The organism is Sphingobium nicotianae, assembly GCF_018603885.1.
GTDB classification, from domain to species: Bacteria; Pseudomonadota; Alphaproteobacteria; order Sphingomonadales; family Sphingomonadaceae; genus Sphingobium; species Sphingobium nicotianae.
The window spans coordinates 106,322-126,433 of the sequence record NZ_JAHGAW010000014.1 but is presented as its reverse complement, the minus strand read 5'-3'; the positions used below and the strand labels follow the sequence as shown (position 1 = coordinate 126,433).

Annotated in this window: 20 protein-coding genes; 12 read left to right on the top strand and 8 right to left on the bottom strand. The window is 62.4% G+C overall.

Annotated features, from left to right (window positions below; genetic code table 11):
- Positions 1-408 precede the first annotated feature (408 nt).
- The 3 genes from KK488_RS19315 to bcsS all read right to left on the bottom strand — a co-directional run bounded on the left by KK488_RS19315 (position 409) and on the right by bcsS (position 3,313).
- A complete protein-coding gene (locus KK488_RS19315; RefSeq protein ID WP_214625347.1) occupies positions 409-1,524 on the bottom strand; it encodes an NAD-dependent epimerase/dehydratase family protein in 1,116 nt (371 codons plus the stop codon).
- A 10-nt stretch (positions 1,525-1,534) separates the two neighbouring features.
- Positions 1,535-2,509: a UDP-glucuronic acid decarboxylase family protein gene (locus tag KK488_RS19310; protein ID WP_214625346.1), complete on the bottom strand. Its 975-nt coding sequence runs from the start codon at positions 2,507-2,509 to the stop codon at positions 1,535-1,537.
- A 72-nt stretch (positions 2,510-2,581) separates the two neighbouring features.
- Positions 2,582-3,313, bottom strand: coding sequence for a cellulose biosynthesis protein BcsS (bcsS, locus tag KK488_RS19305; protein WP_214625345.1), 732 nt, complete (start codon positions 3,311-3,313; stop codon positions 2,582-2,584).
- A 491-nt stretch (positions 3,314-3,804) separates the two neighbouring features.
- Between bcsS and KK488_RS19300 the strand changes: the two genes are divergently transcribed.
- The 3 genes from KK488_RS19300 (at position 3,805) to KK488_RS19290 (ending at position 7,469) form a co-directional block, all read left to right on the top strand.
- Positions 3,805-5,760, top strand: a complete 1,956-nt coding sequence (locus KK488_RS19300; RefSeq protein WP_214625344.1) for a glycosyltransferase family 2 protein — start codon at positions 3,805-3,807, stop codon at positions 5,758-5,760.
- Between the two features lie 330 nt (positions 5,761-6,090).
- A complete protein-coding gene (locus KK488_RS19295) occupies positions 6,091-7,077 on the top strand; it encodes a glycoside hydrolase family 26 protein (protein WP_214625343.1) in 987 nt (328 codons plus the stop codon).
- A 206-nt stretch (positions 7,078-7,283) separates the two neighbouring features.
- Complete coding sequence (locus KK488_RS19290) at positions 7,284-7,469, top strand: hypothetical protein (protein WP_214625342.1); 186 nt, start codon at positions 7,284-7,286, stop codon at positions 7,467-7,469.
- Positions 7,470-7,665: 196 nt separating this feature from the next.
- On the opposite strand, the gene KK488_RS19285 is transcribed toward KK488_RS19290, so the two are convergent.
- The 5 genes from KK488_RS19285 to KK488_RS19265 all read right to left on the bottom strand — a co-directional run bounded on the left by KK488_RS19285 (position 7,666) and on the right by KK488_RS19265 (position 11,894).
- Positions 7,666-8,973 (bottom strand): UDP-glucose dehydrogenase family protein, encoded by a 1,308-nt coding sequence (locus KK488_RS19285; RefSeq protein WP_214625341.1) that lies wholly within the window; start codon positions 8,971-8,973, stop codon positions 7,666-7,668.
- A gap of 102 nt (positions 8,974-9,075) precedes the next feature.
- A complete protein-coding gene (locus KK488_RS19280; protein ID WP_214625340.1) occupies positions 9,076-9,420 on the bottom strand; it encodes a TadE/TadG family type IV pilus assembly protein in 345 nt (114 codons plus the stop codon).
- A gap of 66 nt (positions 9,421-9,486) precedes the next feature.
- Entirely contained in the window at positions 9,487-9,942 is a 456-nt protein-coding gene (locus KK488_RS19275) for a TadE/TadG family type IV pilus assembly protein (RefSeq protein WP_214625339.1), read from the bottom strand.
- Between the two features lie 6 nt (positions 9,943-9,948).
- Positions 9,949-11,154: a pilus assembly protein TadG-related protein gene (locus tag KK488_RS19270; RefSeq protein WP_214625338.1), complete on the bottom strand. Its 1,206-nt coding sequence runs from the start codon at positions 11,152-11,154 to the stop codon at positions 9,949-9,951.
- 77 nt (positions 11,155-11,231) lie between these two features.
- Positions 11,232-11,894: a tetratricopeptide repeat protein gene (locus tag KK488_RS19265; protein WP_214625337.1), complete on the bottom strand. Its 663-nt coding sequence runs from the start codon at positions 11,892-11,894 to the stop codon at positions 11,232-11,234.
- Positions 11,895-12,174: 280 nt separating this feature from the next.
- On the opposite strand from KK488_RS19265, the gene KK488_RS19260 reads away from it, so the two are divergent.
- From KK488_RS19260 to KK488_RS19220, 9 genes are read left to right on the top strand one after another with little or no spacing between them, the layout of a single operon-like run.
- Positions 12,175-12,366, top strand: a complete 192-nt coding sequence (locus tag KK488_RS19260) for a Flp family type IVb pilin (protein ID WP_250890763.1) — start codon at positions 12,175-12,177, stop codon at positions 12,364-12,366.
- 43 nt (positions 12,367-12,409) lie between these two features.
- Positions 12,410-12,955: an A24 family peptidase gene (locus KK488_RS19255; protein WP_214625336.1), complete on the top strand. Its 546-nt coding sequence runs from the start codon at positions 12,410-12,412 to the stop codon at positions 12,953-12,955.
- Entirely contained in the window at positions 12,952-13,884 is a 933-nt protein-coding gene (gene cpaB / locus KK488_RS19250; RefSeq protein ID WP_214625335.1) for a Flp pilus assembly protein CpaB, read from the top strand. Before KK488_RS19255 ends, cpaB begins: the two co-directional genes overlap by 4 nt.
- Complete coding sequence (locus KK488_RS19245; RefSeq protein WP_214625334.1) at positions 13,881-15,329, top strand: type II and III secretion system protein family protein; 1,449 nt, start codon at positions 13,881-13,883, stop codon at positions 15,327-15,329. The genes cpaB and KK488_RS19245 overlap by 4 nt, the downstream gene beginning before the upstream one ends.
- Positions 15,326-15,715 (top strand): CpaD family pilus assembly lipoprotein, encoded by a 390-nt coding sequence (locus KK488_RS19240; protein ID WP_214625333.1) that lies wholly within the window; start codon positions 15,326-15,328, stop codon positions 15,713-15,715. The genes KK488_RS19245 and KK488_RS19240 overlap by 4 nt, the downstream gene beginning before the upstream one ends.
- Positions 15,715-16,911 (top strand): CpaE/TadZ family protein, encoded by a 1,197-nt coding sequence (locus KK488_RS19235; protein ID WP_214625332.1) that lies wholly within the window; start codon positions 15,715-15,717, stop codon positions 16,909-16,911. Before KK488_RS19240 ends, KK488_RS19235 begins: the two co-directional genes overlap by 1 nt.
- The gene (locus KK488_RS19230) at positions 16,908-18,209 is read left to right on the top strand and encodes a TadA family conjugal transfer-associated ATPase (RefSeq protein ID WP_214625331.1); all 1,302 of its coding nucleotides are present in this window, start codon (positions 16,908-16,910) and stop codon (positions 18,207-18,209) included. Before KK488_RS19235 ends, KK488_RS19230 begins: the two co-directional genes overlap by 4 nt.
- Complete coding sequence (locus tag KK488_RS19225; protein ID WP_214625330.1) at positions 18,206-19,159, top strand: type II secretion system F family protein; 954 nt, start codon at positions 18,206-18,208, stop codon at positions 19,157-19,159. The genes KK488_RS19230 and KK488_RS19225 overlap by 4 nt, the downstream gene beginning before the upstream one ends.
- A 15-nt stretch (positions 19,160-19,174) precedes the next feature.
- Positions 19,175-20,101, top strand: a complete 927-nt coding sequence (locus KK488_RS19220) for a type II secretion system F family protein (protein WP_214625329.1) — start codon at positions 19,175-19,177, stop codon at positions 20,099-20,101.
- The last annotated feature ends 11 nt before the right edge of the window (positions 20,102-20,112 follow it).

Here is a 20,112-nt window from a genome sequence, read left to right as displayed (position 1 = left end):
AGGCCGGCCGCGTGCTCCTTCAAGATCCCGATGATCTGCTCTTCACTGAACCTCGATCGCTTCACTGCCTGTCCTCCTCTTCAAGGAACAGGCTAACCTCAATCCGAGGACATTTCAGGGGAGCAGGTCAGATGCGGCAGCAGCACGAATTCAACTGGGGCAGACTCGGCATACAGACAAGCGGACAAGTGGAAGCCGCTTTCTTGCGGCCCTAAACTGTCAGGGGAATTCTGAGTTCGCTCGCAGTGCGACCATCTTCGCGAATGGGTCCATCACACTGTTGAAAGTTTCACGAGTCCAAGCGTCCGATCTACCTCGGGGAAAAAGGCGCCCGGCGACAAAGGTCAGCGAAGCCACCGAGCAGTCGGCCGCGCGATTGAGAAAAGATCGCCGCTCGCACCTTGACCATCAATGGATAAGGACATGCTCTTTCAGGCCCTCGATGGCGACACGCACGCTGTCCGTGCTGTGTTGCGAGCGAATCCATCGCATCAGATCGGCGATGCCGTCCGCCAGGGACATTTTCGGAGCGAAGCCGAGGTCAGCGCTGATGCGGGAAATGTCGGCGAAGCAATGGCGGATATCGCCGGCACGATATCGATTGACGATTTCGGGCGCCTCGCTGGCACCCAGCTGGTCCGAGATCAGCTTGATCACTTCAAGAACGGTCGCGGCCTGTCCGGTGCCGACATTATAGGCCCTTCCGTTTGCGATGTCGCTCTTCAGCGCAAGGATATTGGCGCGAGCGATGTCCGAAACATGGACGAAGTCGCGGCGCTGCAGACCATCTTCGAAGATGAGTGGACGGTTGTGGTTCAGGAGTTGCGAACAGACGATCGCCAGCAGCCCGGTATAGGGATTGGAGAGCGCCTGGCGCGGGCCATAAGTGTTAAAATAACGCAGCGCGACCGCCGGAATATTGTAGGCCGCACCCGTGACGAGAAACAGATATTCATGGTCAAGCTTGGTGATCGCATAGATCGACGTCGGATCGGCGGGCTTGCTTTCGGGCGTGGGGATGGCGGTGAGTGGCCGACCCTGCGCATCCTCCACTTCCCATGCGTGTCTTTCCATTTGCGCCAGGGGCCGGTGTTTCGGCGCGAGAGTCTGTCCGTCTGCGTCGCGATAGGCGCCTTCGCCGTAGATCGACATTGACGAGGCGACGACGATCTTGCGGATGTCGGCGCGGCGCTTAACGATCTCCTCCAGCACTATGGCGGTACCCAGACTGTTCGCCGAGACGTAGCGCTCCATCTCATACATCGACTGGCCCACGCCAACCGCCGCCGCATGGTGGAAGACGGCCTCGACGCCCTCCAGGGCCTTGGCAACTATCTCGCGATCGCGAATGTCGCCGATGACAAGTTCGGCGCTGCGGTTCAGATAGGCAGGCACCTGCCGTGAGGGCCCGTGGACCTGCGGCTCCAGGGAGTCGAGAACCCGGACTTCATGGCCCTCGCCGAGCAGGGCGTCGACGAGATGGGAGCCGATGAACCCTGCTCCGCCAGTGACAAGCGTTCTCATGGATGCTCCTTCAGGACGGCGTATCGAACGTCAGCTGGCGCCGGAAATATCCAATCGTGCGTGACAATCCGATCTCGAGCTCGATCGACGGACGCCAATCCAGCTTCTCGACGGCAATCGAAATATCCGGCCGACGCTTGTGGGGATCATCCTCCGGCAGGGGGCCGAAAATGATCTTGGATTTCGACTCGGTCAGCGCGACGATCAGCTCCGCGAGTTCGCGGACCGTGTGCTCGTCGGGATTGCCGAGATTGACGGGGCCAGCCACGTCATCGGGCGAATCCATCATGGCGGCGAGGCCGCCGACCATATCATCCACATAGCAGAGCGAGCGCGTTTGCGAGCCGTCACCATAGATCGTTATCGGCTTGTTATGCAGCGCCTGCAGAATGAAGTTCGACACGATCCGCCCGTCGGCGGGCGCCAGCCGCGGACCATAAGTGTTGAAGATCCTGACCACTTTCGCTTGGACGTCGTACTGGCGCCGATAATCGAAGCAGATGGTTTCGGCACAACGCTTGCCCTCGTCATAGCAGGAGCGCGGGCCAATGGGATTGACATGACCATAATAGGTTTCGCCCTGGGGCTGAACCTGGGCGTCTCCATACACTTCGCTCGTCGAGGCCTGCAGAAAGACGGCCCCCGTCTCGCGCGCGAGGCGCAGGAGATTGACGGCGCCCATCACGCTTGTCTCGACCGTGCGAACGGGTTCGGTCTGGTAATGCCTCGGCGATGCGGGACAGGCGAGATTATAGATCTCGTCGACTTCGAGAAGAATGGGCTCCCGCACGTCAAAGCGCAGAATTTCGAAATTCGGATAACTCAGGAGATGGGCGACATTGCTTTTGGCGCCGGTGAAATAATTGTCCATGCAGATCACATCATGGCCCTCCTGGACCATGCGATCACAAAGATGGGACCCAATGAATCCGGCTCCGCCAGTGATCAAAATCCTGCGTTTGGACAGGCCGTGCCGAAATCTCATTACATCCCATCCCTCTCTCAGAGTGCAGGACGACGTCCGTCACATGTCCCCAGTCATCAATTGATGCCGGTCCTAGGGGAACGGGATTCCCAGATAAGCGGACGCGAAATATCCGTCCGAATTTCCGGATGTGTATACGTGCCGGTAACCGCCCGAGACGCCGATCTCGCCGAATTTCGTGTTGATCTTCAGAACCCCTCCAAAAGTACTCTCCCGAAACGGGGAATCATTTCCAAACAATGTGGCCTGCGGACCGATCCAGGCGGAATCCGAGACGCGGTACAGGAGGCGTCCGGTCAAGGAGTAAGTGGAGAAGGTCGTCCTGTAGCTGCCCTGCAGGGAACCCTCGAGGTTCTGGGCAAGCGACCCGGAATATTCAGCCAGGAACTTCGCCCCGAACTCGTCGCCGCGCAGGGCCGCGGCCGGGTCGGGATTGTGGTGAAATGCGTAGGACGGTCCGACATAGGCGCTGAACGCTCCCTTGCCGACGTTTTTGCGGTAGCCCAGCATCACATCGGAATCGAGCGTGCCGACCCGGACATTGACGAACCCGGTCGAGTCATATCGGTAGCTTCCGCCCGAAACATCGCCGCGCAAGACGAAGCCATCCGTCCAAAGGTCGCCTGTCGCGTTCAACGACTTCATCGCGCCTAAATAGCCGCCAAGATAATGATCGCTGAACCAGGTACCTGCCCAAGCATAGGTCGATACGGTTCCGGCCTCGGTCTTCGCCGCGACAGGTGGCAAAGACGGATTCACCGTCTCTCCGGTAGATTGAGCCAATGCTGAACCCATGAGGGTCATGGAGGAGCAGAGCGTCACTGAAAGCGTTAAAAAGCTTCGCATTTCGTCTGCCCCGCTCGTTAGACTCGCGTGATAGCATCTATTAGTATATTATCTTGATCGCTGAGTTGCAATATACGTAGTCGAGACACTTTGCTTACGCCTCGGAAGTGCCATTCTTTGTCATGTCCTGATGTTTCGGTCAAAACAGGCCATTTCATTATCGATCGATTGGGCAGATTTCTGGAACGAATAGAAACGCTCTACAGGAGGAAGCAGCAAATCGAGCGATTTCCACATGACGGATTTCATATGAACTTGACGAGGCGGCAAGTCTCATCTCCGTGATCGGCCGACGCCCCCGATCTGATGCCGCTCGGACAATGTGAACCAGATGGACCGCAATGTTGTAGCAACAAAGGGGCTCACGGCGCCAAAATGCCGGTGTCGGGCCATCACCGGACCGACAATGGTGGTTTCCCGGGCGCGCTGGCGGAAGGAGGTTGTGCGGCATGTGTGAGCCCGAGGCTCCCCCAGGCTCCCACGAACCCGAGCGCGAAACCTGCCCCCCCCGGGGTGCAGGGACGCCTCGGGCGGAGGACCCGCCGGAAGCAGGCTCACTCGAACCCGTCTTCACGGGCCGCCGCAAGATTCTCAATCTCACCGGCCTCTCGCTGTGGCTCGCGACACTCCTCTATTTCTGGATATGGTGGCTTGACCCCGCGCATATCTACACGCCGATCCGCTATGGGCTGGTAACGGCCGTACTGCTCTGGGTCACGCTCCTGCCGGCCTATTTCATCTTCCTTTTCAACAACGCGAAAATACCAAGCCCTCATGCGGCGCCGTTCGCCGCGGCCCGTGTCGCAATGGTCGTGACGAAGGCGCCTTCCGAACCGTTCCATATCGTCAAGAAGACGCTTGAGGGCGCGCTGGTTCAACCTGGCTTCGTCCATGACACGTGGCTGGCCGACGAGGATCCGGATGCGGAAACGCTCGCCTGGTGCGGGGCGCATGGCGTCCAGGTCTCCAGCCGCAAAGGCATCCCATCCTATCATCGGCCGGAATGGCCGCGCCGCACGCGATGCAAGGAGGGAAATCTCGCCTATTTCTACGATCAATATGGATATGACCGCTACGACTTCGTGTCGCAGTTCGACGCCGACCATGTTCCCTCGCCGGATTATCTGCGCCACGCCTTGGCGCCCTTCGCCGATCCCGATGTGGGCTATGTCTCGGCACCGAGCATCTGCGATTCAAATGCCAGGGAGAGCTGGTCGGCACGGGGACGGCTCTATCTGGAGGCCAGCATGCACGGCGCGCTGCAGACCGGATATAATGCCGGCTTTGCACCGCTGTGCATCGGTTCGCACTACACCGTGCGCACGGCGGCACTGCGATCCATTGGCGGCCTGGGGCCAGAGCTCGCGGAAGATCACTCGACGACGCTGATGATGAATGCGCATGGCTGGAAAGGCGTCCATGCGATCGATGCGATTGCGCATGGCGCGGGCCCGGAAACCTTCACCGATCTGATCATCCAGGAATTTCAGTGGTCCCGCAGCCTCGTGACGATCTTGCTTCGCAACATGCCGGCATGTCTTGGCAAGCTGCCGTGGCGGCTGCGCTTCCAGTTCCTGTTTTCGGAGCTGTGGTATCCCCTGTTCTCGTCGATGGGCGCACTCATGTTTCTGATGCCGATCATCGCCCTCGTCACCCGAACGCCCTTCGTCAACGTGACGTACATCGCCTATTTCATGCACATTGCGCCACTGTCGCTGACGACGCTCGGTCTCGCCTACTGGTGGCGGTCGACCGGCCTGTTCCGGCCGCCGGACGCCAAGATACTGAGCTGGGAAGGCATGGCGTTTCTGTTGCTTCGCTGGCCATGGTCCCTGCTCGGCAGCCTCACCGCGCTGTGGGACCTCGCGACAGGATCGCATGTCGACTTCCGGATCACGCCCAAGGGCGTGAAACATGCCGAACCGGTCCCGTTTCGGGTGATCGCTCCCTATGCGCTTGTCGCGATCCTGTCCGCGGACGCCGCCTGGCTCGTGAACGATGCGGGAGAGGCGAGCGGCTTCTATTTCTTCGGCATCCTGTCGGCGACGGTCAACGGCATCCTCATTCTGGCCGTGCTCGCGCTTCATGCGCGTGAAAATCATTGTCCCATCATCTCGCTGAACCGGTCCGGCGCTGCCAGCATGCTGTCCCTCGCCACCATCGGGACATGCACGATCGGCGCGGCCCAGGTGAACGGCCTGGGGGGCATCGCCGCCATGAACGTCGGCATCACGGCGTTCACCTTGACCGAAACGCTCTACACCCCGGCCGGAGCAGGCCAGCCCCGCGCGCGAGTGATCCGCTTCCATCCGAGGTGGCACGGCCTTTCCCATCAGGACAAACCCAAGACGGCCGCCCAACGCGAGCCGGAGTCCAACGATGAGCGCAAAGAGACCGGAAGATGATGAGCGGGCACGGACATGACTGTAAATGGCGATCTTGCGGACAGGCGGCTCCTATTCGGCGAAGTTCTTGCGGACTCGGCGCCACAGGTCTATGTTACCAAGATGATGGAGCGCCCTGGGGTGCAACTCCATCCGATCAGCGGCCGTCCTCGGGACGTTTTCGTCATCGATTTGCCGGGCACAACCATTTCGTAACTTGGGCTGATCGCCAATATTTTGTGTAGATTAAGTCGGACCGCGAAATCGATGGTTTGGTGATCGAAACAAAAGTGCCGGAATGGCCAAGATATTTGGTTTGGCGGACTTCTGCTCGAACGAAGGACGATAGCCATGCATAAACCGCCCCACGGTTTTTCCCGCCGCACGATCCTTGGCAGCACACTGGCTGCGGGCTGCATCCTGCCCGCCTTGCGCGCACAGCCCGCGCTTGCCCAAAACCCGGTCGCCGGCCGGGACCTGCTGAAAGACAAGCGGCCCATTGTCCATCCGGACGGACCGAAGCTCGGAGTCTATGATCCCTGGGGCGATTTCGCGGACGAGAGAGGGGTTGCGACGGAGCATCTCTTCCTCCCTTGGGAAGACGTCGAGCTTGGCAGCCTGCCCCAGGCGGATTCCTATGCGTTCGCCCGTGGCAGAAAAATTCTGATCACGATCGAGCCCTGGTCCTGGGCGAAGGACTGGAATGTCAGCCGCCCCGAGTTGCGCCGCCTGATCCTTTCGGGCCAGCGCGACAAGAATATGCGTGCTGTCCTGAATGCGGTCGCCAGCTTCAAGAGCCCGGTGACGATCCGCTGGGCGCAGGAAATGGAAAGCTCATATGCTCGCTTCGCATGGTCGAACTGGCGGCCGAGCGATTACATCGCCGCGTTCAAACGCATGGTCGGCATCATCCGCGAGATGGTGCCTAGGGCCACTATCATGTGGTCGCCGAGGGGGCAGAAGAATCTCGTCCATTACTATCCCGGCAGCCAATATGTGGACGTCGTCGGCCTGACGGTCTTCGGCCTCGAAAAGTTCGACAGGCTTGAGTTTGGAAGGCCGCGCACCTTCGTCGAATCCGTGAAGGAGGGCTATGAGCTGGCGTCGCGATACGGCAAGCCGATCTGGATCGCCGAGCTCGGCTACGAGGGCAATCGAGACTATCTCGCAAAGTGGGTCGAGGACGTCACCTCAAGGCATTCCCAGTACCCGAACCTCAAGGAAGTCGTTTACTTCAACGACAAGGACGTCTGGCCCTGGCCGCACGGCCTGGGACGCCCGAATTGGCGCGTCGTTGCTGCCAGGGAAACCATCTATCCGTCGCGAAACATGCCCTGAGAACAAGCGCGGTCTCTCATGAAGGCACGAGAAGAATTGTGACGATCGGCGCGATTTCCCGGTTGAATGAAATCGGAGACCGGCTTTAGAAGCGGGAATCCTTCGACGCGCGCGGATCGACACTTGCCCGAAGGAAGCATTGAGCCTTGGTTCCAAATCCGCTCGGGGTGCAAATATATGGCGCCCTGCCGAGATATGATTGCGCCATGAACGAGCGGATCGCTTGTACCGTCGCCGTCGAGGAGCCAGCCTGTTTGATGTTCGATTTCCCGCTCGCCGCTTCCTGGTCACCGGCATGGCCCGCGACCAGCGCCACGCTGGCGGAAGACGATGCAACTGCAGTGCCTGGCATCACTGCCAACGCGCTTACGAGCCAAGATAGCCCTTTATAAATAAGTCCTTTCCTGAACTCAGATGTGTTTTCGCAGGGCATTCTTCTCTCCAACAATGAAGGACCACATCGGAACGCAAATGCGCGTCCGGTCGCCCCGCGCCACGATCCGGTCGAAAGGTTGGCATATGGTAAAGGGCCACCAACCCGAGCCACGATTGCAGGCATGAGCCTTGACGCACATCCGCAGCGGAATTTCATCGGGAGGGACGCCCAATACTGAAATATGCAAACCCTGCGGCAGCCATTTGCTCGGGCGAGTAGATGTTTCTCAGATCCACCACCAGAGGGCGCATCAGCAGCCTTTTCATTATCGTCAGGTCGAACGCCTGAAACTCTTTCCATTCCGTCAGGATGACCACGCCATCGGCATCGCTGAGCGCCTCCTCCGCCGTCTTGCAGATGTCCAGATTCAGGCGTTCGTGCGCTTCCTTGCCGCCGCGCGGATCATAAGCCTGGATGCGCGCGCCTCTGGACTGGAGATAGGGGACGATCACGAGACTGGGCGCATCGCGCATGTCATCGGTGTCGGGCTTGAACGTCAGGCCGAGCACGGCGACGGTCTTGCCGTTCACGCCGCCGAAGTCCGCTTCGATCCGTTTCGCCATAGCGATCTTGCGCGCCGCATTGATGGCCACGACGGTTTCGACGATGTGCGAAGGTGCGCCAACGTCCTGGGAGGTCTTGAGCAGCGCGAGCGTGTCCTTCGGAAAGCACGACCCCCCATATCCGGGGCCCGCATTCAGGAAGTCCCGCCCGATGCGTCGATCGAGGCCCATGCCTCGGGCGACGTCCTTCACATCGCCGCCGACTTTCTCGCAGATGTCCGCCATCTCGTTGATGAACGTGATCTTGGTCGCGAGAAAGGCATTGGAAGCATATTTGATCAGCTCGGATGTCTCTCGTGTCGTGAAGATGACCGGCGTTTCGGTGACATGGTGGTGGGGCCGATAAATCTCGCGCAGCACCTCACGCGCCCGCTCGCTGTCGCATCCCACCACCACGCGGTCGGGGTGACGAAAGTCCCCGATGGCTGACCCTTCTCGCAGAAATTCCGGATTGGACACGACGTCGAACTCCAGCTCGGGCCGGATGGACCGGATGATCTCCTCGATCTTGCGGCTTGTCCCGACGGGCACCGTCGATTTGGTAACGATGACCGTATATCCCGTCAGCGCACGGGCGATTTCCGCGGCGGTGTCGAGAACATCGGTAAGATCGGCATGGCCATCGTCCCGGCGGCTCGGTGTCCCGACCGCGATGAATATGGCGTCGGCGCCCGGTACGGCTGCGTTCAGATCTGCCGTGAACGAAAGCCTCCCCGCCTTGGTGTTGGCCGCGACGATCGAGTTCAGGCCCGGTTCGAAGATCGGCATGATGCCGTCAATCAACATGGCGATCTTGTTCGCGTCCTTGTCGACGCAAACGACGGAATGGCCGAATTCCGAGAAGCCGGCGCCGGTCACCAGGCCAACATAACCGGTGCCGATCATGGCAATCTTCATAAGACTCTCCTATCCATGTCCACGGTCAAGTGTGTTCCGGGAGACCTCCCTACCCCTCAGCTGCGAGAAAGCCTCCTCCGGCGCTGTCGAGTCCCGGCGTCCTCATGGGACCGGGTAGCAAGCGACTGCGCTCAACGTGATTTTTCGCGTCTGCACCCAGGGAATGATGAAGGTGAACGGGACGGTTCCCGTCACGCTTATGCCGCAACTCGCGGAAGCCGAGACGAAGGCCGCCGCGTCGATCGTCGTCCCGAATATCTGCGAGGCGGCGAAGTCCTGGGTCTGAGCAGCCGAACCACAGGTGAGTTCGTTGATGGCCGCGCAGCGCGCCGCGGCCTCGACCGCGCGTTCAAGTGTCACTTGCAGCCAAATCATTCGGGAGACATCCAGGGCTCCGAGGATCATCAGCAGCAAGACGGGCAAGAGGATCGCATATTCGAGGGCCACGGTGCCCCGATTGCGAGGCGTATCGACACAGACGCGCATCCGGCGCCGGCTGATCCCGCAAGTCATTCAGGGCAGCCGCATGATCGACTGTCGGGTGATGACGGTCGGCAGGCCGAGATCGGCATCAAGCACGGATGTGCGCGTGATCGAGGCGCTCACCCGAACATATTTCCGCGCCGGCGCCCCGTCATCGCAGGTCGCGTCGCAGGTCGCCGGCCCAATCCCGCCCGCCGATGGGCAACCACAGAATAGTGTCGGCGCCGGGCTCGCGCTCAGCCCCGGCGCGCCCGTGCCATTGACGACGGCGGCGGCGATCCCGGTCGCATCGAAGCCGTTCTGCACGGAATAATAAGCCCCTGCCGCTGCCGCCGCCTGGGCCCGTAGGGAGTCCCGGGTCGCCAGACCCAGTTCGATCACCGACACGATCAGCGCGAGCAGGACCGGCGAGATGATGGCGAATTCGATCGCGGCGACCCCGCCTGTGGAGCGGAACGGATCGAGCAACCTGCCGCGCGACGACATATTGAGCTACTCCACCAACATGGATGTCGCCGCCCCGATCGGCTTTACGCCGCCTGGGCAGTTGCTCCGCAGCTTCGAGCCACCGCTCAGCCTGATGGTGCCAGCCACCAGTTGCGTGCAAGTCGACGCATTGCCCGCGCCGTTCTCGAACGTCAGGCCGCTTGAAGGAAAATAGAGCGCCCCGGTGACATTGACCGCCGCCCCTCCCACGAACATGTTCATGTTGCTGGCCGGCGCTCGCCGGTCGCCAAAGAACAGCAGCCCCGCCGTCGCCCCGCTGGTGGGCGCGCTCAGGGTGATCTTTGCGCCGTTGCCGATGTTGGCCTTGGCATAGTTACTGCCCGTGGAGCTGGTCAGGAAGATCGTGACGCCTGCTCCGGCCAGATTGGCGCCGCCCCCAACGTCGAAGGTGCCTCGATCGATAATGTAGACGCCCGGTTTCATTGTGGCATTGGCGGCGTTGTTGAACGAGATCCCGTTGCAATAGACGCCGGGAGACAGCGTCCAGTTGCCGTTTCCATAACTCTTGCTCGTGCCCATAGCGCAGCCCGAGAACGACGGCGCCGCCACTGCGGCATAAGGATCGGCGATGGCGGCTTGCCCGGTCTTCAGAGCCGAAGGCGGATCAAGCTTCGCGCCATTGCTGATCGAGGCGCCGCCCACGACGGAAACCGTTGTCGTGGTCAGCTTTGCGCCGCCGGCCATCGTCAGTGCCGCCGAGCGCGTGGAATTGACCGCCAGGCCGCAGGTCGCCAGATCGGCTGTCGCACCATTGTCCATCCTGACGCCAACGGTCACGGTGCTGCGGAGCTGGAGCGCGCAATATCCGCCGGGGTTGCCGATCAGCGCGACCGATCTCACTCGGACGTCGAACGCCTGCGGCCAGAAGGTCCGTCCCAGCACGAGTGTCTGCGGCTGCGCCAGAACCACTTCGACCGCGTCCGCATCGCCCATGCGCGAACCCGAGGCAGGCGGATGGTTCACGATGAGCGTGACGCCGGCGGCTCCCGGCGTGAACCCGCTGTCGCTGGCTACCGCACCGGCCTCGGCGAGCATGGCCGAGGAATAGCCACCCGCGAGGGCAGCCGCCGAAGCCACCGCCGCGGCGTCGACGGCGGCCTGCATCTGCCGATGCTTCAGAAGAACATAGGTCACTTCGATCCCGAGCGAGGCCATGCCGATGATGACGGCGAGCAGGATCGCGACAGTCACAGCGACATTACCACGCCGGCCCACACCGCCCTGCCCATGAGCGCTCCGGCCGGCGGCGCTGCCGTCAGGCACCGCGATTACCTGCCTTTGGGGCCGACAAAGGCGAAGAACCTGGAGTTCGCCTGCGCCGCCGCTTCGTCCAGATCGACGCGGCTGAGCGCGAGCGCGCCTTTGACATCGCCGCTCAGTCCAAGCACGAAGGCCAGATTCTGACGGTCGCCGGCCGTCGCGTCGGCCGACCGCGCGATCGGCGTCAGGATGTCAATCGCCTCCTTATATTGACCGGAGAGCGCCAGCGATAACGCCAGGTCGTTCCGGGCCGCGACACTGCGCGGCTCCAGGGAGAGCGCCGCGCGGTAGCTGGCCTGCGCTTCCGAATGGCGCCCCAAACGATCCAATATGACGCCACGGACGATCAGGATCCGCTGGTTGCTCTGATCCAGGGCAGCCGCTTTCTCGACATATTTGAGCGCCTCCGGCGGCGAATTCAGCATGAGATTCGCGCGCGCGAGCCCGAGTTGCGCCTGACCATTGTCGGGAAACTCCGCGGAAACGGCCAGAAATACGCCGATGGCGTCGTCGATGAGACCCGCATCGATCAATGTCTCGCCGAGTTCGAGCCTCAGGTCGGGAGACGACGCCTTTTGGGACAGAAGCCGACGATAGACTTGAATCGCCGAGCGGTAATCCCCGGCCGCCCTGAATGCGCTGGCAAGTCGGATGGAGGTCTCATCGTCCACAGATTGGGACGAGCCGGGCCGCTCACGCGCATCAAGCGCAGGCGTCCAAAGCAATGACATTGCCGCCATTATGGAGATTAGGACAACCTGAAATACACGAAAGCTAATGATTGGCTCCCTATTTGCCGCCGATTCGATCGTAAGTAAAAATACTTAGTTCTGGAAGCAGGACGCAGCATTATTTGAATAAACCGACCTCTCAATGACAATTGTCAAATCTTTTCGAAATTTCGACACTAACTTCCTCCTTTGGGATTTATCTTTCCCAGAGGAGGTTAGCATGAATGGCTTTGCTCGGATGATAGCTGGCCTGGTTTCCATACGTAATGAAAAGGGCGTAACAGCAATCGAATATGGGCTGCTCGCTGCCCTTATTTCACTTGCCATCATCGGTGCGGTCACCCTTTTGGGCGTGAATCTTGCCGACGTTTTCGGCGGCGTCGCCGAAAAGGTTGCGGTTCCCGCCGGCTGATGACGAAAGCACGACCGGCTCCGCCGCCGGGCGGGCGCTCGACATGACCTGGTCGACAACACTGGTATCGTTGCAGGTCTTTGCGCTGGCGAGCCTCGCGCTCGCCGCCACCATCGATCTCAGGACGCGGACAATTCCCAATGAGCTGGTGCTATGCGTCCTGGTGGCGGGCCTCGGCTTGCGATTGATCGATGGCGGTCTTGGTTTGCTGATCAGCCTCGCGATCGGCGCAGCGATGCTGATCGCCCTGACCAGCCTGGCCCGTCGCGATCATATCGGCGGGGGCGATGCCAAGATGATTGCAGCCGTCACATTCCTGGTCGCGCCTTCGCAGGTCCTCACGCTCGTCACCGCAATCGCGCTGGCTGGCGGTATTCTGGCCATCTTGTACGCCATTGGAGGACTGGCATCGCGCTATGCGAAACGGCGGCAGACGGCCGCCCTCGCCCCGCATCCCTCCGCGCCGTCGCACATGCCTGCGGACGCTCCCGTCGCGGCCCCGGTCACGCAAATCGCCGGTAGTGACCAGTTGCCTTATGGGATCGCCATCCTGGCGGGCGCCGCCCTGGTTCTGTCTGGATTGCCATGACACCGCTGCTGCGCAGCATCTTGTTCGGGATCGGCGCCCTTGCGCTGATCGCCGGCATTTTCGTCGGCTTCATCTGGCTGCGCAGCGGGGCCAGCATGGATAGACTGGCGGTCGCCGATACGAGGAAGATGGTTCTCGTTGCAGCGCGACCGATCGACGCCGGCACCTTGCTGCGCGCCGGCGATTTTGTCTGGCGCCCTGTTGTGACGGCCCAGCCACAACCCGGTAGTTTCGTGCAGGGGATCAACACCGAAACCGAACTGGTCGGTGCTCTGACCCGCCGAAATCTGTCCGCCGGTGAAGTCCTGACCGCCGCCGCGCTGCTGCGTCCCGATGAGCGAGGGTTCCTCGCGGCAACGCTGGTGCCCGGTTTTCGAGCTGTGACCATTCCCGTTGACGCGCGGCAAAGCGCATCAGGGCTCGTCCTGCCGGGCGACCGGGTCGATGTCATCCTCGTCCAGACAATCGACGGCGTTTCCCCGGCCCGCAAGACGGTCAGCGAAACCCTTCTTTCCGATGCACGGGTGGTTGCCGTGGGCCACGCCCTTGGCCTCACGCAAAAGCCCGCAAAACAAAGGAGCAGCAGCACCCTGTCTGACAGCAGCGCGACGAGTTCCGGCAGCGTGACGCCGCAGACGATCACTCTCGAAGCGCGGCCGCTGGAGGTCCAGCGCGTGGTTGTCGCGGGTCAGATCGGCACACTCGAACTGGCGCTGCGCCCTCTGGGTGACCGCACCGGCGCGACATCTCTATCGCCACCCGTCTGGGCCGGCGATGTATCCGCAGCGTTGGCGGGACTGCCCCCCCCGCCCTCGCCCCTGTCCAGACGTCAGAGCCTTCCGAGTGCTCCGAGCGTTTCTCGGGACATATTACCCGTCAGCCCTCCCTCCGTTCTCATCATCCGCGGCTCCGGGGGAGGCAACAAATGACGCGGCGTACCGGGGACTTGATGGCGGGTCCGGCAGGGGGCTCACGCGGACACAAGGAGCTTTTCGCGGCCGCTGCGCTGCTCCTGCTGACCGGCACCCCGTCATGGATGACCGCATCCGTGGCGGCTGCGGAACAGGTGAAACAGGCCGGCGTGATCTCGGTCGATGTCGACAAGGCGATGACGATCGCCAAGGACGAACCGGCCGTCACCGTGTTCATCGCCAACGCGGACATCGCCGATGTGCAGGCCAATGATCCGACGCGGATCGTCGTCTATGGCAAGAAGCCCGGCTCGACATCGCTCTATGTGACAACGCGCAGCGGACAGGTCAGGGCTTATACGGTGAATGTCGTTCGCGGCGCCGATCAGATCCAGGATGCGCTGAGGGCGACGAATCCCGGTGCGGGCGTGAAAGTCGAGAGCGCCTCGAACGGCCTGACAGTGACCGGCCAGGTTGCGACCCCTCGCGAGGCCGAAGCGCTCAAGGCGGCGGCCCAGCAATATCTCCAGGAAAAGGATGGCCTGAACTTCAACGTCGCAGTGACCGGCGGAACACAGATCAATCTGCAGGTGCGGATCGCCGAAGTGTCTAGATCGGTATCGCGATCATTTGGCTTCAACTGGAGCGCCGTCTTTAACAATGGGTCAGTCGCCGTCGGCCTGCTGACCGGTCGGAATCCCGTCACCGGCGGCTTTGGCGACTTCGCACGCGACACTTCGCTGAACGGGCTCAGTTCCCTCGGCTTTGGCTATCACAGCGACTCCACCAACATCTCGGCGTTGGTGGATGCCCTGCAGAATGACGGTCTGGTCACGATCCTCGCCGAGCCCAATCTGACCGCGACATCCGGCGAAACCGCAAGCTTCCTGGCAGGCGGCGAATTCCCTATTCCCGTCGCGCAGAGCCGCGATCAGGTCACGATCGAATGGAAACATTTCGGCGTCAGCCTCGATTTCACCCCGACCGTGCTCGCAGCCGGCCGCATCAGCGTGAAGGTCCGGCCCGAAGTCAGCGAGCTTTCCGACAAGGGAGCGGTGACCATCAACAACGTCAAGGTGCCCAGCATCGCGGTGCGGCGCGCCGAGACAACCGTCGAACTCGCCAGCGGCCAGAGCTTCGCTATTGCCGGCCTGTTTCAGAACAGCGCCTCCAGCAACGTCAAGCGTTTCCCCTGGCTCGGCGACATCCCCATCCTTGGCGCCCTGTTTCGCTCGACCAGTTTCACCCGCAACGAGAGCGAACTGGTGATCATCGTCACCCCCTATGTCGTGCGCCCTGTCTCGCACACGGCTGATCTCCGTCTGCCCACGGATAACCTGGTCTTCGCGAACCAGCTTGAGCAGATCCTCTACGGTCGCATCGATCACGCCGGGGCGCCGCCGGCGGGGGAGCGGCCCCATCTCGCCGGACCGGCCGGTTTCATGCTGGAGGAAAAGCCTTGAACCTGACCAATCTCATCAAGCGACATAGCGCAATTGGCACGCTTATGATTGCCGCATCCTTGATCCTGTCCGGTTGCGTCGCGCATGATCAGGATGCGGCCATCACCGACCGGGCCTCGATGTCGCCTTGTCCGCAAGACCAGACATCGAACGGTGCGGGAGGGGGGGTGGGCATTCCGCTGGGGTGTAACAACCGTGCGAACTTGCGTGCAATGGTCGCCGACGTGAAGGATCTCGACCAGGGCCAGGCGCTGGAGCCGGCCAGCGGCATACGCGAGGCCCGCGCAGTCGAGGCCTATCACAAAGGCGCGGTGAAGAAGCTCAGCACGGGGAACGACACCGGATCCTCGTCCGAGGCCGCGCAAACGACGCCGCAGACCCGCTGATGAACGGCGCGTCCACCGGATCCGGGCTGGGGGGTGCGGCGACCGCGCCGCAAGTCAATGTCTATATGTCCGATCAGGACTCGGCGGGCGTCATCCGTCAGGCGCTGAGCGACCTGGCACCCGGCGCGCTCTTCAAGTCGGGCGGGATGAGCGCCGCGTTGACCGACATCGGCAGTCGGGATTCTCCGCGTCTGCTGATCGTCGATGCCACCGGGGAGAATGATCCGGCCGACAGTGTCCGCAAACTGATCAACATGTGCGAGCCCTCCACGGCGGTACTGATCGTCGGCGACGTCAACGACATCCGCCTCTATCGCAACATCCGGGAAGCCGGCGCGGTCGAGTATTTCTTCAAGCCGCTGGTGACGACCGTCGTCGCCCACACATGTCGCGCGATCCTCACCGGCAAGGAAGAACCGGCCAGCATCAGGAGGGGGCGGATCGTCTTCGTGGTCGGCGTGCGCGGCGGCAGCGGTGCGACGACCATCGCCCTGCGGACCGCACTGGGCCTGTCCGAATCGCCGCCAAGGCCTGTGCTTCTGCTCGATCTCGATCTGCGGGGCGGCGACAGCGCATTGCAGCTCGATCTGTCCCCCAGCCATGCGCTGCATGAGGCGCTCGCCCAGTCGGAGCGCGTCGACGATCTTTTCCTCGAGCGCGGCCTCATCCATGTGACGAAACGGCTTGATCTCATGGCGTCGCTTGAGCCGATCAATACGCCGACCGATTTCGACGAAGCGGGTCTGATCGCGCTGCTCGACAAGGTGGCGAGCCGCTATCGTTATATTCTGGCCGACGTGCCCGCCTATCGCGCGCCCGCGCTCGATCGCTCGCTGCACATGCCCAGCACGCTGCTGCTGGTCAGCGACGGCCGCCTCGTCTCGGCCCGCGACGTGGCGCGATGGCGCCAATGGCTGGGGGCCAACACCGCCGAGCGGACACTCATCCATATCCTCAACATGAGCGGCGCGCCCGGGAGTCTGCCCCTCGACGATTTCACGCACGCAGCCGGCGCCCCGCCCGACGTCATCATCCCCTATGCCCGGGAGGTGAGCATGGGCGCCCTGCTGGGATTGAAAGGCCATCCCGGTTGTCCGCCCCTGGACAAGGGTCTGGAGCCCGTCCTCAGCATCCTTGCCGGCAGCGCGGTCGAGCACAGGCCCAGCCTTCTTCAGCGGATCCTGAGCCGGACATGAGTTATGACGAGCCAGCGGGCACGGCGGCGGCGTCCGTCCGGGATTCCATCCGCGATCTGGTTCTGTTGCGGATCGAACCGGCGGCTGCCGTTCGCATGGCGCCCGGGGATCTGACCACCCGTATCGACCAGCTCATCACGGCGATCGCGAACGAGCGGCGCACGCTGCTCAACACGAACGAACAGCGCAACCTCACCGCCGATATCGTGAATGACATGATCGGCCTCGGCCCGGTGGAGGTTCTGCTGAAGGACCGGTCGGTCAACGATATTCTCGTCAATGGTCCGAGCAAAGTCTATGTCGAACGGGGCGGCAAGCTCGAGCTTACCGCCGTGACCTTCCGTCACGATGCCCATGTGATGCACATTGCGCAGCGTATCGCATCGGCCGTGGGCCGGCGGGTCGACGAATCCAGCCCGATGCTGGATGCGCGGCTGGCGGACGGCAGCCGCGTCAACATCATCATTCCGCCGCTCAGCCTTTGCGGCCCCTGCATATCGATCCGCAAATTCTCGCAGAGCGTTGTCGATTTCTCGCGCTTCACCGAGCTCGGCACGCTGTCGCCGGCCTTGAGCCGGGCTCTCGAGATCGCGGCACGCTGCCGTCTCAACATCATCATCTCGGGCGGAACGGGATCGGGAAAGACGACCCTCCTCAATGCGCTGTCACGACTGATCGACCCCGCCGAGCGGGTCATCACCATCGAGGATGCCGCCGAGCTGCAATTGCAGCAGCCGCATGTCGTGTCGCTCGAGAAGCGCCCCGCCAACATCGAAGGCCATGGCGAAGTCACCCAGGGCGACCTGATGCGCAATGCGCTGCGCATGCGCCCCGACAGGATCATCGTGGGCGAAGTCCGCGGCACCGAGGCATTCGACATGATGCAGGCGATGAACACCGGACATAACGGATCGATGTCGACCATCCACGCCAATTCCGCGCGCGATGCGCTGGCCCGCATCGAGAACATGATCCTGATGGCGAACGCCAATCTTCCGGTCCAGGCCATCCGCGCCCAGATGACGAGTGCATTGGACCTGCTGATCCAGATCGAACGCATGCGGGACGGCAAGCGACGGATCACCCAGGTCGAGGAGGTGGTCGGCATGGAAGGCGAGGTGATCACGCTCGCGTCCCTGTTCAGCTATCACTATATCGGCGAAAACCCGGACGGCACGTTGAAAGGCGCGTTCGAGGGGCACGCGACGAGGCCCCGCTTCATGAGCCGGCTCGAATATTTCGGCCTGGGCGATGCCTTCATGAAGACCCTGACCGGCGACATGGAGGCGGCGCAATGAGCCGCGGCTTTCTTGCAATGGTTCTGCTGATGCTCGGCGGCGGGGCGATGCTGCTGGTGGCGATAGGCTCGCGGACCCACCGCGTCATCATCACGCGGCGCGTCGAGATGATCGCGGCCGCTCACGTCGATACGCTGCGCGCCGGCCCTCTGCCCAGGATCACGCGGTTCCTGCGGATGGCCGACGAGTTCATCAGCGCCGTCTTCAGTTTCCGCAAGAGCCACGACTGGGGAACGCGCAGCCATAGCCCGATCCTCCTGGCGATCGGTCTGCTCGGCGGCGCGGGCGCGTGGCTGGTCACCCGCACGATGCTGGGCTTGCCCGGATGGATTGCCGTGCCACTGACGATCATGGCGTTCCTCACCGGGCCGCATCTCAAGCTCTCGATGGAGCAGGCCAAGACCGAGGCGCTGTTCACCGATCGCTTTCCGAACGCGATCGACTCGATCATCCGGATGCTCCGCGCCGGCCTGCCGATCAGCGCCGCGATCAGGGCGGTCGCGACCGAACCATCCCCGCCGGTCGACGCGGTGTTCCGGGTGATCGCGGACCAGATGGATATCGGCGTTCCGCTCGATGTGGCCCTGGCCGCCGCCGGGCAGCGCATCGACCTTCCCGACTTTCGCTTCTTCACCGTCGCCGTGGCCCTGCAACACGCCACCGGCGGCAATCTCACCACCACGCTGGAAATCCTCTCGGATATCATTCGGAAGCGCCGGGCAATGCGGCTGAAGGCCAAGGCGGTGACCGCCGAAGTCCGCATGACGTCCTACATCCTCGCCTCGATCCCGCTGGTCATCGTCGCCGGCCTCCTCGCGATCAATCCGAACTATCTCGCGCCCCTGATCAGCGACCCGCGCGGCAACGTGATCGTCGTGATCGCGGTCGGCAGCCTGGCGACCGGCTTTCTGACGATGCGCCAGATGATGCGCCACGCGACCCGAATTTGAGGAGCGCGAGCCGCGATGTTCTCGTCTCCCATCTTGCCCGGTCTTCTCGCTTTCGCGCTTCTGGCGGGCGGCGCCCTGCTGATCGTCCAGCTCGTCCGGGAGCGTCGCAAGGTCATCACGGCGCGCGTCTCGCTGGTCGCGCCTCCCTCGCCCGCCCCCGACGCGCGTGAAAAAGCGGCGGCGCGCGCCGATGCCGCGCTGCTGCGTGTTTCGGTTCGAGGCCTGCACGATTCCGATCTGGCGCAGATCGCGCATATCTGTGCGCGGCTCGGGATTCGGGCCGGCAATGCATCGCTCGCCTTCGCGGTGGCGCGCCTGGCGTGCGGAGCGATGTGTGCCGGCATGGCGCTCATCGGCTTGGGTATGCTCGACACGGCCGGCCCGCTCGTCACCCTCGGCGCCCTGGCGCTCGCGCCGGCGGGGGTCATGATCGGGTGGTTCGCTCCATTGCTCATCGTCAGGCGGATGGCCAAGGGGCGCGCCACAGCCGTTTCCGGCGGCCTTCCGGAGGCGCTTGAATTGCTGGTCATCTGCGTGGAAGCCGGGCTCGCACTGGAGGACGGCCTCGACCGGATCACGGTGGAAATCCGCGCAACCCAACCGGCACTGGCGCAGGAACTGGAGGTGACCTCCGCCGACCTCAAAATCCTGCTCGATCGGGACGAAGCCTTCCGCAAGCTGGCGCAGCGCGTCGATTCCCCCGGCATCAGGTCAGTGGTGACGACGCTGTCGCAAACGCTCCGCTATGGCACGCCACTCTCCAACGCCCTGCGGGTGGCGGCCGCCGAATTGCGCAGCGATGCCCTGATCGCGCTTGAAGAACGGTCGAACCGCCTGCCATCCCTCATGACCTTGCCGATGATGTTGTTCATCATGCCCACGATCTTCCTGATCGTGGGCGGACCGGTGGTGCTTCGGATGATGGATGTCTTCGCGCGATGACGCGCCTGCCG